Origin of the sequence: Streptomyces sp. P1-3 (assembly GCF_050613155.1) — a bacterium.
Lineage (GTDB): Bacteria > Actinomycetota > Actinomycetes > Streptomycetales > Streptomycetaceae > Streptomyces.
Genome location: NZ_CP192512.1, coordinates 6,185,759 through 6,198,341, shown reverse-complemented (window position 1 = coordinate 6,198,341; position 12,583 = coordinate 6,185,759). Strand labels below are relative to the sequence as shown.

The following is a 12,583-nucleotide window of genomic DNA, read 5'->3' as shown; positions in this document are numbered from 1 at the left end:
TCAGCTCCTGATGTCGTACGGGGTGGAGGGGGCGGGGGGGCCGGGGCGCCGGTCGAGCGCGGCCAGCGTCTCCCGCAGGCCCCGGTGCACATCCTCGTACACCTCCAGGTGGCCCGCGGCGGCGAGGTGATCGGCATCGGCCAGCCGGTCCAGCTCGGCGTCCACGCGCGGGTTCCCGGTGGGGGTGCGGACGACGCCGAGCGGGGCGGATGCCTCGGGATCAAGCCCGGCCCCGGGGTCGGGCCCGGGACCGGCCTCGGTTCCGGGCTCAGCCGCTGGCACCGGCCCAGGCTCGGGCTTGGGCTCGGTCCCGGCTCCAGCCCGCGGTGGCGTGTCCGGCATCGGATCGGTCATGTGCCGACGCTATCGCGAACCGGGCGTACTCCGGCTGGGGGCACCGCCTGGGGGCACCTCTGGGGGCACCTCCCAGCAGCCGCGCTGGGGGGGAGTCTGGGCGAGGCCGCGCTGGCGCCCTGGGGTACGGTCGGTGACCATGGCGACCATCGAGGAGTGCCGGGACGCGCTCGACCGGCTGGCGGAGAACCTCTCGGGGGCGGACGGCGATCTGCGCAGCGCCGCCGCCCTCGACCGCTCGCTCAGCTGCCGCATCACCGACCTCGACACCACGTTCGTGGGTCGGCTCGCCGGCGGTCGGCTCGCTGACGTGACCGCGGTGCCCGGGCCGCCGCCGGGCAAGGCGGAGATCCGGCTGACGATGACCGGTGACGACCTGGTCGCGCTGGTCGGCGGGCAGCTGAACTTCGCCCGCGCGTGGGCGAGCGGGCGGGTCAAGCTGGAGGCGGGCCTGCGGGACCTGCTGCGGCTGCGGAAGCTGCTGTAGGCGCGCCGCTCACGACAGCGCGCGGCTTACGACAGGCACGCCGCTCACGACGACGTGGCCTCCGCCGCCTTGGTGGCCGCCGCGGTCTCGGTGACCGCCACGGTCTCGGTGACCGCCACGGTCTCGGTGACCGCCACGGGCTTGCCGGCCACCGCCTGGGCGCGCCGCCTGGGGGCCGCGGGCACCACCAGGGGGGTCCCGGTCTCGGGGTCGTCGATCACCTGGCACCGTATTCCGAAGACCTCCGCCACCAGCTCGGCCGTCACGACCGTCTCGGGTGCGCCTTCGGCGACGACCCGGCCACCGCGCATGGCGATGAGGTGGGTGGCGTAGCGGGCGGCATGGTTGAGGTCGTGCAGCACGGCGACGAGGGTGCGGCCCTGCTCCTCGTGGAGCTGCGCGCACAGGTCCAGGACGTCGATCTGGTGCTGGATGTCGAGGTAGGTGGTGGGCTCGTCGAGGAGCAGCAGCGGGGTCTGCTGGGCGATGGCCATGGCGATCCACACCCGCTGGCGCTGGCCGCCGGAGAGTTCGTCGACGTAGCGGTCGCCGAGTTCGGCGACGCCGGTGGCCGCCATCGACTCGTACACGATCCGCTCGTCGGTCTCCGACCACTGGCGCAGCAGCCCCTGGTGCGGGTAGCGGCCGCGCGCCACCAGGTCGGCGACGGTGATCCCGTCCGGCGCGATGGAGGACTGCGGAAGCAGCCCGAGGGTGCGGGCGACCTTCTTGGCGGGCAGGCTGCCGATGGCCTGGCCGTCGAGCAGCACGGAGCCGGCCGCGGGCCTGAGCATCCGGGACAGGGCGCGCAGCAGGGTCGACTTGCCGCAGGCGTTGGGCCCGACGATCACCGTGAAGGAGTGGTCGGGGATGGTCACGGACAGGTCTTCGGCGACCGTACGGCCGTCGTAGGCGAGGGTGAGCCCCTCGGCGGTCAGGCGCTGGCGCGAGGCGTGGGTGGCAGGCACGGGCGGTCGGTTGTCCTTGTCGTGGGGCGTGGAGCTGGTCGAGGACGCGGGCGTGGGGCCGGTCACGGACGCGGGCCGGGGCATGGGGCCGGTCGAGGACCGGGGCACAGGGACGGTCGACGGCGTGCGCGCGCGGGCGTCGGTCATATCCGGCCCGCCCGGCGCTCGGTGGCCAGCAACCACAGCAGATAGCCGCCGCCGAGGACGCCGGTGAGCACGCCGACCGGCAGTTGGTCGGCGCCGAAGGCCCGCTGCGAGGCCCAGTCGGCGGTGATCAGCAGCGCGGCACCGGTCAGCGCCGAGGGCAGCAGGTTGGGGCCGGGGGACTTCGTCAGCCTGCGGGCCACCTGGGGCGCCACGAGCGCCACGAACGCGATGGGCCCGGCCGCGGCGGTCGCCGCGGTCATCAGCAGGACGGCGGCCAGCATCAGCACGAGCCGGGTCCGCTCCACGCGCACCCCGAGGGCGAAGGCGCTGTCGTCGCCCATCTCCATCATCCGCAGCGCACGCGCGTGGCCGAACACCACGGGGAGGAGCAGCGCGCAGGTGCCGGCGAGCGGCCACACCTGCTCCCAGTCGCGGCCGTTGAGCGACCCGGTCACCCATACCAGCGCCCGGGTGGCGTCGAGCAGGTCCGCCTTGGTCAGCAGATAGCTGTTGGCGGCGCTGAGGACGGCGCTGACGCCGATGCCGACGAGGACCAGCCGGTAGCCGTGCACGCCGCGCCGCCAGGCCAGGGCGTAGATGGCGATCCCGGTCAGCAGGCCGCCGACGACCGACCCGCCCGCGACCGCGAGCGGACCGCCCTGGAACAGCACGATGACGGTGAGCGCCCCGGCCGCCGTGCCCTGGCCGAGGCCGATCATGTCGGGGCTGCCCAGCGGGTTGCGGGTGTTGCTCTGGAACAGGGCGCCGGAGAGTCCGAGCGCGACGCCGACCAGCAGGCCCACCAGCACCCGCGGCAGCCGTAGTTCGTTGACGATGAAGTCCTGCGCCACGGTGCCGCCGCCGAACAGGGTGTCGATGACATCGGCGGGCGGTATGGCGAAGTCGCCGGTCCCGATCAGCACCACGCTCATGGTCAGGGCGATGGCGGCCAGCAGGAACCCCACGACCACCGCGCGGGTGTCCACCCGCACCGACAGCCCGCCGCGGACGCGCAGCGTCACCCCGCGCGTCCCGCGCACCGTGGTCCGGTCCGTACTCGCGTTCACAGCTGGGCCATCCTTCGGCGGCGTACGAGGTAGATGAAGACAGGGCCGCCGATGAGCGTCGTGACCACGCCGACCTGCAACTCTGCGGGGCGGCTCACGACGCGCCCGATGACGTCGGAGACGAGCAGCAGCACGGGCGAGAGAACGGCGGCGTAGGGCATGATCCAGCGCAGATCGGGCCCGGTGATGGTGCGCACCATGTGCGGCACCATCAGTCCGACGAAGGCGATCGGCCCACAGGCGGCCGTCGCGGCTCCGCACAGCAGAGTGGTCGCGATCATGGCGAGCACCCGGGTGCGGCCCAGTCGGGCGCCGAGCGCGCGGGCGGTGTCGTCGCCGAGGCCGAGGGCGTTCAGCGGGCGGCCGAGCGCGAGCGCGAGGACCAGGCCGACCAGGAGGAACGGCGCCACCTGCTGGACGACCGTCATGTTCGCCGAGGCGAGCGAACCGACCGTCCAGAAGCGCATCCTGTCCAGCGCCGCGGAGTCCATCAGCTGAACGGCGTAGACGTATCCGTACAGCGCGGAGTACACCGCCGAACCGGCGAGCGCCAGCCGTACGGGCGTCGCGCCCCGGCTGCCGCCGAGCGCGAACACCAGCACCGAGGCGACCGCCGCGCCGAGGAAGGCGAACCACACGTACCCCGTCAGCGAGGTGACGCCGAGGAAGCTGATCGCCGACACGACGGCGGCGGAGGCGCCCGCGTTGACACCCATCAGTCCGGGGTCGGCGAGCGGGTTGCGGGTGAGGGCCTGCATCACCGCGCCGGCCAGGCCCAGCCCCATGCCGACGAGCAGCCCGAGCAGGGTGCGGGGCAGCCGTACGTCCCGGATCACCACATCGGTCTTGTCCCCGGTGTAGTGGAACAGGCCATGCCACACCTGGTCCAGCGGGATCGGCTTCGAACCGACCGCGATGCTCGCCGCGGCCGCCAGCGCCAGCACGCCGAGGGAGACGAGGAGCCCGGCGGCGCGGCGCCTGGTGCGCGGCGCGGCGGGTGGCGCGGGCGCTGCCACGGCCCCGGTGCGTTCGGGACTGACCAAGGACACGCGGAACTCCACCTCGCAGCAGCACCATCGAGCAAGAACTTAGGTCAGGCTAGCCTAAGACTTACTGGCCTCTGCGGCTGGGGCACCGCGCCCCCGCCAGGCGCGGGCGCCAGGCACCGACCGCCGTGGCCGGCCGCCTCACCAGGGCCGATGACGAAGCCTCAGCACGCGAGACGCGGAGACGGGCCGGGCCGCGCAGCCCCGGCCCGCGCCCGCTGACACCGCCTCACAGGACCGGCCGCAGCCGCCGATGCCGCCTCCAGGCCCGGCGGCTGCCACTGACGCCGCCTCTCACAGGCCCAGCCGCGGCCGCCGCCTCTCGCAGCCCCAGCCCGCGGCCGTTGACAGCCTCACAAGCCAAGCCGCGCCAGCGCCTTGCCCGCGTCCGCACCGCACGCCCCGTCGCCCGCGGCCGTCCACGCCGCCGCGCACAGCGCGCGCAGCCCGTCCAGCGGATCGTCCCCTTCGCCGTCCAGCACGAGCGCGTCCCCGTCCACCGCGGCCACCCAGCCGCCGCACCGGAACCCGCCGCGCCGCCCGCCCTCCGACGACGCCGCCTCCCCTGCCGGCGCCACCTCCGGCTGCCCGGTCAGCAGCCCCCGCAGGTCGGCCGCCACATACGTCGGCCGATGCCGGGGCTCCGCGGCGAGCAGCTGCGCCGCCGTCGTCACTCCGGTCAGCACCAGCAGGGAGTCGACCCCGCCCGCGTACGCGCCCTCGATGTCGGTGTCCAGCCGGTCCCCCACCACCAGCGGCCGCCGCGCCCCGGTCCGCAGGATCGTCTCCCGGTGCATCGGCGGCAGCGGCTTGCCCGCCACCTGCGGGGTGGCGCCGGTGGCGATCCGTACGACCTCCACCGCCGCGCCGTTGCCCGGGGCGATGCCCCGGGCGCTGGGGATCGTCAGGTCGGTGTTGGAGGCGAACCACGGCACGCCGCGTGCCACCGCGTACGACGCCTCCGCCAGCCGCCCCCAGGGCAGTTCGGGGCCCCCGTACCCCTGCACCACCGCGGCGGGGTCGTCGTCCGCCGACTCCACCGGCTCCAGCCCGCGCTCGCACAGTGCGACCCGCAGCCCCTCGCCGCCGATCACCAGCACCCGCGCCCCGGCCGGCACCTGCTCGGCGATCAGCCGGGCCACGGCCTGCGCGGAAGTGATCACATCGGCGGGCGCGGCGGGCACCCCGAGTTCGGTCAGATGCGCGGCGACCGCCTCCGGGGTGCGCAGCGCGTTGTTCGTCACGTACGCCAGGTGCATGCCCTCGGCCCGCGCGGCACCCAGCGACTCGACGGCGTGCGCGATGGCCTCGCCGCCCGCGTACACCACACCGTCCAGGTCCAGCAGCGCGGTGTCGTACGCCTCGCTCAACGGCCGCGCGCTGCCGTCGGGCCGGTTCCGGACCGTCTCGTTCATCAGGGTGCCGCTCCTTAGCGGTGGGATTCGTGTCGGCGGTGGAACCGTCACGGGCTCGTCCCCCGATCATCGCCCATGCCCCGCGCCGGGTGGCATGCGGCCTGTTCGATGCGGCCCTTTCCAGCCCCGGCACCGGTGTGCGCCACCGACGACATAACATGCCCCAATGAGCACTCCAGGGCACGTCGGGAAAGGCCTACAGCTCCTTCCCTTCCGGGGTCTGCGGTACGTCCCGGAGCGGGTCGGCAGTCTCGCCGCCGTCACGTCCCCGCCGTACGACGTCGTCGTACGGCCCGACGGACTGCGCGAACTGGAGACCTCCGACCCTCACAACATCGTCCGGCTCATCCTGCCCCAGGCCGACACCCCGGCCGACCGGCACCGGCAGGCCGCAGAGACCCTGCGCCGCTGGCAGGACGAGGGCGTCCTCGCACCCGACCCGGACCCCGCGCTGTACGTGTACGAGCAGCGAAGAGGCGACATCCTGCAGCGCGGGCTGATCGGCGCCCTGCTGCTGAGCCCCAGAGAGGAGGGCGTGGTCCTGCCCCACGAGGACGTCATGCCGCACGTCGTCGAGGACCGGGCCGCTCTCATGCGCGCCACCGGCGCCAACCTCGACCCTCTGCTGCTCGCCTACCGGGGCAACGGAAACGGCAACGGCGGCAGCAACGCGACCGGCGAGGGGAACGCGGCCCACGACGGCAACCGGGTCGAGCCCCTCACCAGCTCCCCGCCCGCGCACGGCGCGGCGCGGGTCATCGAGGCCACCGCCACCCGCCCGCCGCTGCTGTCCACCACCACGGAGGACGGCTTCGAGCACCGGCTGTGGCGCGTGACCGACCCCGCCGAGCTCACCGAGATCACCACCGACCTCTCCCACCGGCAGGCCCTCATCGCCGACGGCCACCACCGCTGGGCGACGTATCTGCGGCTGCGCGCGGAACGCCGGGACCCGGGCCCCTGGGACTACGGCCTGGTGCTTCTGGTCGACACCGCCCGCTACCCCTTGCAGGTGCGCGCGATCCACCGGCTCCTGCACCGGCTGCCGGTCGCCACCGCGCTCGCCGCGCTGGGGGACGCGTTCCGCGTACGGACGGTGGAGGGCCCGCTGCCCCGCGCGCTGGCCGCACTCGACGAGGCCGCGCTGGAAGCGGCGGCGGAGCGCCCGGCCGGCGGCACCGGCTCCGGCACCGCCCCCTCGAACGCGTTCCTTCTGGCCGGGGAGGGCGGCTTCCACCTCCTCGACCGCCCGGACCCGGGGCTGCTCGCCCGTACGGTTCCGGCCGAACGCCCGGAGGCCTGGCGCACGCTGGACGCGACGGTCCTGCACTCCGTGCTCCTGGATCACGTGTGGCAGGTCCCCGACGCCCCGGAGCACATCGGCTACATCCACGACGCGGCGGCGGCCGTGGCGCAGACGGAACGGCACGGCGGTACGGCGGTGCTGATGCGCCCGGTGTCCGAGGACGTCGTCCACGAGCTGGCGCGGCAGGGCGTCGCCATGCCGCACAAGTCGACGTCGTTCGGACCGAAGCCCGCCACGGGCCTGGTGCTGCGCAGCCTGACCCTGAACTGACACGACGCTTCGGGTGAGGCGTACGTGTGAGACGTACGCGTGAGGGCGGAACCCCGGCCGGGGTTCCGCCCTCACGTGTGCCGTGCGGCGACTACGGCCGCCCGTCAACGATCAGCGATCAGCTGTCGGCGCCGTCGTCCGCGCGCTGCTCGTCCTTGTCCTCCTGCTCGGCCTGCCCGGCACGCTCATCCTGCTCATCGTCATCGCGCTCGTCACGGTCCGCGGCAGCCCCGGCATCGTCCTCGGTGTCGTCCTCAGCGTCGTCGTCCGCGGGCGCGCTTTCGCTCTCGGGCGCGCTCTCACCCTCCGGCATCAGCGCGTCGACGAACTCCACGCCGTCCAGCTCCGCGAGCCGGTCCGAGGCGTCCGTCGTCCCACCCTGGTCCGCCTCAAGGGCCTTCGCGAACCACTCACGCGCCTCGTCCTCACGGCCGACGGCGAGCAGCGCGTCCGCGTACGCGTACCGCAGCCGCGCAGTCCACGGCTGGACGGAGCTCGACGCCAGTTCGGAGCTCTGGAGCGTCACGACCGCGGCATCGGCCTGCCCCATGTCCCGCCGGGCACCGGCGGCGACCAGCCGCATCTCGACCTGACCGGCCCGGTCCAGCTTCTGCACCTCCGGCTCACCGGCCATGGCCAGGGCACGCTCGGGGCGGCCCATGCCACGCTCGCAGTCCGCCATCACGGGCCACAGCTCCACGGAACCCGTCATACGACGCGCGGCGCGGAACTCCGCCAGCGCCTCCGAGTACTTCCCCACGGCGTACGAGGCGAAGCCGGCCGCCTCGCGGACGGCGGCGACCCGGGAAGCGAGCCGCAGCGCGACCCGCGAGTAGCCGTACGCCTGCTCGGGGTCCTCGTCCAGCAGCTTGGCGACCATGACGAGGTTGCGGGCGACATCCTCGGCGAGGGTCTTCGGCAGGCTCAGCAGCTCCTGCCGGACGTCCTTGTCGATCTCCTGGCCGGTCACGTCCTCGGGAATCGGCAGCCGCTTGACGGGCTCGCGGTCCCGGTCGCGGTCGCGGTCATCGCGCCGCCCGTACCCGCCGGGACGGTCGGTCCGCCCGTCGCGGCGCCCGTACCCGCCAGACCGCTCACGGTCGTCACGGCCGCGTCCCTGCCCGTACGGACGGCGCGGCCCGCGGTCGTCCCGACCCCGGAAGCCGCCGTCACGGTCATCACGGCGGGGACCACGCGGCCGCTCGTCACGACGGTCATCACGCCGGTCGTCACGACGCTCGTCGCGGCGGAAGGAAGGCCGGTCGTCGCGACGCTCGTCACGCCGGAACGCGGGCCGGTCATCCCGACGGTCGTCACGGCCGAACGAAGGCCGGTCGTCGCGGCGCTCGTCACGCCGGAACGCGGGCCGGTCATCACGACGCTCATCGCGACGGTCGTCACGACGGAACGACGGCCGATCATCACGACGCTCGTCACGGCGGTCGTCACGACGGTCGTCACGACGGAACGACGGCCGATCATCACGACGGCCATAGCCACCGCCGGGGCGGGAGCCACGGTCGTCGTCACGGCGGGGGCCACGAGGCCGGTCGTCGCGCCGGTCGTCACGGCGCTCATCGCGACGGTCATCACGACGGAAACCACCGCGGTCGTCGTCGCGACGCGGACCGCGATCACGGTCATCACTCCGGAAACGCGGACGGTCGTCCCGGTCGCGGTCCTGCCGGAAACCGCCATCGCGGTCGTCGCGACGCGGACCACGCGGGCGGTCATCACGGCGGAACGCGGGCCGGTCGTCACGACGCTCATCGCGACGGTCGTCACGACGGAACGACGGCCGATCATCACGGCGGCCGTAGCCACCGGACCGTCCACCGCGCTCGTCGTCATCACGCCGCGGACCACGCGGACGGTCATCGGGGCGGCGGCCTGAGCTTCGGAAGTCACGCCGGTCGCCGCCGTCACGGCGCCGGGGCTCGCGCTCCGGCCTGTCGTCGGGGGAGTTGGGGGACATCGACGTGACTCCTGTCATGAGGTACCGCAGTCATTCTCGCACCTGGTTTACCGGCGCGCTTCAGCAAAACAAAAAAGGACCCTTGGTCCCAGCATGCACGCTGGGACCAAGGGTCCTGAAAGATTGTTCGGCGGCGTCCTACTCTCCCACAGGGTCCCCCCTGCAGTACCATCGGCGCTGAAAGGCTTAGCTTCCGGGTTCGGAATGTAACCGGGCGTTTCCCTAACGCAATAACCACCGAAACCCTATCGGGTTCGAGCGAACAAGCACACTCTTCAATTGAAGATACTGGTTCGACCGGTGCGACTGTTCGCAACCCGGGAACCACACAGTGGACGCGAGCAACTGAGGACAAGCCCTCGGCCTATTAGTACCAGTCAACTCCACCGGTTACCCGGCTTCCATATCTGGCCTATCAACCCAGTCGTCTACTGGGAGCCTTACCCTCTCAAGGAGGTGGGAATACTCATCTCGAAGCAGGCTTCCCGCTTAGATGCTTTCAGCGGTTATCCCTCCCGAACGTAGCCAACCAGCCATGCCCTTGGCAGAACAACTGGCACACCAGAGGTTCGTCCGTCCCGGTCCTCTCGTACTAGGGACAGCCCTTCTCAATATTCCTACGCGCACAGCGGATAGGGACCGAACTGTCTCACGACGTTCTAAACCCAGCTCGCGTACCGCTTTAATGGGCGAACAGCCCAACCCTTGGGACCGACTCCAGCCCCAGGATGCGACGAGCCGACATCGAGGTGCCAAACCATCCCGTCGATATGGACTCTTGGGGAAGATCAGCCTGTTATCCCCGGGGTACCTTTTATCCGTTGAGCGACGGCGCTTCCACAAGCCACCGCCGGATCACTAGTCCCGACTTTCGTCCCTGCTCGACCCGTCGGTCTCACAGTCAAGCTCCCTTGTGCACTTACACTCAACACCTGATTGCCAACCAGGCTGAGGGAACCTTTGGGCGCCTCCGTTACCCTTTAGGAGGCAACCGCCCCAGTTAAACTACCCACCAGACACTGTCCCTGATCCGGATCACGGACCCAGGTTAGACATCCAGCACGACCAGAGTGGTATTTCAACGACGACTCCACACACACTGGCGTGCATGCTTCACAGTCTCCCACCTATCCTACACAAGCCGAACCGAACACCAATATCAAGCTATAGTAAAGGTCCCGGGGTCTTTCCGTCCTGCTGCGCGAAACGAGCATCTTTACTCGTAATGCAATTTCACCGGGCCTATGGTTGAGACAGTCGAGAAGTCGTTACGCCATTCGTGCAGGTCGGAACTTACCCGACAAGGAATTTCGCTACCTTAGGATGGTTATAGTTACCACCGCCGTTTACTGGCGCTTAAGTTCTCAGCTTCGCCCCACCGAAATGGAGCTAACCGGTCCCCTTAACGTTCCAGCACCGGGCAGGCGTCAGTCCGTATACATCGCCTTACGGCTTCGCACGGACCTGTGTTTTTAGTAAACAGTCGCTTCTCGCTGGTCTCTGCGGCCACCCCCAGCTCAGGAAGTAAATTCCATCACCGGAAATGGCCCCCCTTCTCCCGAAGTTACGGGGGCATTTTGCCGAGTTCCTTAACCATAGTTCACCCGAACGCCTCGGTATTCTCTACCTGACCACCTGAGTCGGTTTAGGGTACGGGCCGCCATGAAACTCGCTAGAGGCTTTTCTCGACAGCATAGGATCATCCACTTCACCACAATCGGCTCGGCATCAGGTCTCACCCTTGTATGAGAGACGGATTTGCCTATCTCTCGGGCTACACCCTTACCCCGGGACAACCACCGCCCGGGCTGGACTACCTTCCTGCGTCACCCCATCACTCACCTACTACAAGTCTGGTCCGTCGGCTCCACCACTCCCCATCACTCCGAAGAGATCAAAGGCGGCTTCACGGACTTAGCATCGCCTGATTCAATGTTTGGCGCTTCAAAGCGGGTACCGGAATATCAACCGGTTGTCCATCGACTACGCCTGTCGGCCTCGCCTTAGGTCCCGACTTACCCTGGGCAGATCAGCTTGACCCAGGAACCCTTAGTCAATCGGCGCAAACGTTTCTCACGTTTGTATCGCTACTCATGCCTGCATTCTCACTCGTGAACCGTCCACAACTACCTTCCGGCGCTGCTTCACCCGGCACACGACGCTCCCCTACCCATCACAGTCCCCGTTGGGGGTATGTACTGCAATGACACGACTTCGGCGGTACGCTTGAGCCCCGCTACATTGTCGGCGCGGAATCACTTGACCAGTGAGCTATTACGCACTCTTTCAAGGGTGGCTGCTTCTAAGCCAACCTCCTGGTTGTCTCTGCGACTCCACATCCTTTCCCACTTAGCGTACGCTTAGGGGCCTTAGTCGATGCTCTGGGCTGTTTCCCTCTCGACCATGGAGCTTATCCCCCACAGTCTCACTGCCGCGCTCTCACTTACCGGCATTCGGAGTTTGGCTAAGGTCAGTAACCCGGTAGGGCCCATCGCCTATCCAGTGCTCTACCTCCGGCAAGAAACACACGACGCTGCACCTAAATGCATTTCGGGGAGAACCAGCTATCACGGAGTTTGATTGGCCTTTCACCCCTAACCACAGGTCATCCCCCAGGTTTTCAACCCTGGTGGGTTCGGTCCTCCACGAAGTCTTACCTCCGCTTCAACCTGCCCATGGCTAGATCACTCCGCTTCGGGTCTTGAGCGCGCTACTAAACCGCCCTATTCGGACTCGCTTTCGCTACGGCTTCCCCACACGGGTTAACCTCGCAACACACCGCAAACTCGCAGGCTCATTCTTCAAAAGGCACGCAGTCACGACCGTGCTCCAAAGAACACGGCGACGCTCCCACGGCTTGTAGGCACACGGTTTCAGGTACTATTTCACTCCGCTCCCGCGGTACTTTTCACCATTCCCTCACGGTACTATCCGCTATCGGTCACCAGGGAATATTTAGGCTTAGCGGGTGGTCCCGCCAGATTCACACGGGATTTCTCGGGCCCCGTGCTACTTGGGAAATAAGCAAGCAAGCCGCTAATGTTTCAGCTACGGGGGTCTTACCCTCTACGCCGGGCCTTTCGCATGCCCTTCGCCTACATCAACGGTTTCTGACTCGCCTCATGGCCGGCAGACCATGAAAGCTCACTCCCACAACCCCGCATGCGCAACCCCTGCCGGGTATCACACACATACGGTTTAGCCTCATCCAGTTTCGCTCGCCACTACTCCCGGAATCACGGTTGTTTTCTCTTCCTGCGGGTACTGAGATGTTTCACTTCCCCGCGTTCCCTCCACATACCCTATGTGTTCAGGTATGGGTGACAGCCCATGACGACTGCCGGGTTTCCCCATTCGGACACCCCCGGATCAAAGCTCGGTTGACAGCTCCCCGGGGCCTATCGTGGCCTCCCACGTCCTTCATCGGTTCCTGGTGCCAAGGCATCCACCGTGCGCCCTTAAAAACTTGGCCACAGATGCTCGCGTCCACTGTGCAGTTCTCAAGCAACGACCAGCCACCCATCACCCCCACACCTACCGTGCAGAGT

Annotated in this window: 9 protein-coding genes and 2 rRNA genes; 2 read left to right on the top strand and 9 right to left on the bottom strand. The window is 69.2% G+C overall.

What is annotated here, in order from left to right; all coding sequences use genetic code 11:
• Positions 1 to 342, bottom strand: coding sequence for a hypothetical protein (locus ACQUSR_RS26510; RefSeq protein ID WP_431047855.1), 342 nt, complete (start codon positions 340 to 342; stop codon positions 1 to 3).
• Between the two features lie 151 nt (positions 343 to 493).
• Here ACQUSR_RS26510 and ACQUSR_RS26505 point away from each other — a divergent pair, with 151 nt between their 5' ends.
• The gene (locus ACQUSR_RS26505; protein WP_431045123.1) at positions 494 to 841 is read left to right on the top strand and encodes an SCP2 sterol-binding domain-containing protein; all 348 of its coding nucleotides are present in this window, start codon (positions 494 to 496) and stop codon (positions 839 to 841) included.
• Positions 842 to 885: 44 nt separating this feature from the next.
• Here ACQUSR_RS26505 and ACQUSR_RS26500 read toward each other — a convergent pair whose 3' ends face one another.
• From ACQUSR_RS26500 to ACQUSR_RS26485, 4 genes are all read right to left on the bottom strand, one after another.
• Complete coding sequence (locus ACQUSR_RS26500) at positions 886 to 1,809, bottom strand: ABC transporter ATP-binding protein (protein ID WP_431045122.1); 924 nt, start codon at positions 1,807 to 1,809, stop codon at positions 886 to 888.
• A gap of 143 nt (positions 1,810 to 1,952) precedes the next feature.
• Entirely contained in the window at positions 1,953 to 3,023 is a 1,071-nt protein-coding gene (locus tag ACQUSR_RS26495) for a FecCD family ABC transporter permease (RefSeq protein WP_431045121.1), read from the bottom strand.
• Positions 3,020 to 4,072 (bottom strand): FecCD family ABC transporter permease, encoded by a 1,053-nt coding sequence (locus tag ACQUSR_RS26490; protein WP_431045120.1) that lies wholly within the window; start codon positions 4,070 to 4,072, stop codon positions 3,020 to 3,022. The genes ACQUSR_RS26495 and ACQUSR_RS26490 overlap by 4 nt, the downstream gene beginning before the upstream one ends.
• Before the next feature lie 350 nt (positions 4,073 to 4,422).
• Positions 4,423 to 5,484, bottom strand: coding sequence for an HAD hydrolase-like protein (locus ACQUSR_RS26485; RefSeq protein WP_431045119.1), 1,062 nt, complete (start codon positions 5,482 to 5,484; stop codon positions 4,423 to 4,425).
• Between the two features lie 166 nt (positions 5,485 to 5,650).
• Here ACQUSR_RS26485 and ACQUSR_RS26480 point away from each other — a divergent pair, with 166 nt between their 5' ends.
• On the top strand, positions 5,651 to 7,060 hold the full coding sequence (locus ACQUSR_RS26480) for a DUF1015 family protein (RefSeq protein ID WP_431045118.1): 1,410 nt from the start codon (positions 5,651 to 5,653) through the stop codon (positions 7,058 to 7,060).
• Between the two features lie 118 nt (positions 7,061 to 7,178).
• On the opposite strand, the gene ACQUSR_RS26475 is transcribed toward ACQUSR_RS26480, so the two are convergent.
• The 4 genes from ACQUSR_RS26475 to ACQUSR_RS26460 all read right to left on the bottom strand — a co-directional run bounded on the left by ACQUSR_RS26475 (position 7,179) and on the right by ACQUSR_RS26460 (position 12,507).
• On the bottom strand, positions 7,179 to 8,030 hold the full coding sequence (locus tag ACQUSR_RS26475; RefSeq protein ID WP_431045117.1) for a hypothetical protein: 852 nt from the start codon (positions 8,028 to 8,030) through the stop codon (positions 7,179 to 7,181).
• Positions 8,027 to 8,968: a hypothetical protein gene (locus tag ACQUSR_RS26470; protein ID WP_431045116.1), complete on the bottom strand. Its 942-nt coding sequence runs from the start codon at positions 8,966 to 8,968 to the stop codon at positions 8,027 to 8,029. The genes ACQUSR_RS26475 and ACQUSR_RS26470 overlap by 4 nt, the downstream gene beginning before the upstream one ends.
• A gap of 192 nt (positions 8,969 to 9,160) precedes the next feature.
• Positions 9,161 to 9,277: ribosomal RNA gene (gene rrf / locus ACQUSR_RS26465) — 5S ribosomal RNA — on the bottom strand.
• Positions 9,278 to 9,382: 105 nt separating this feature from the next.
• Positions 9,383 to 12,507, bottom strand: a 23S ribosomal RNA gene (locus ACQUSR_RS26460).
• Positions 12,508 to 12,583: the final 76 nt, after the last annotated feature.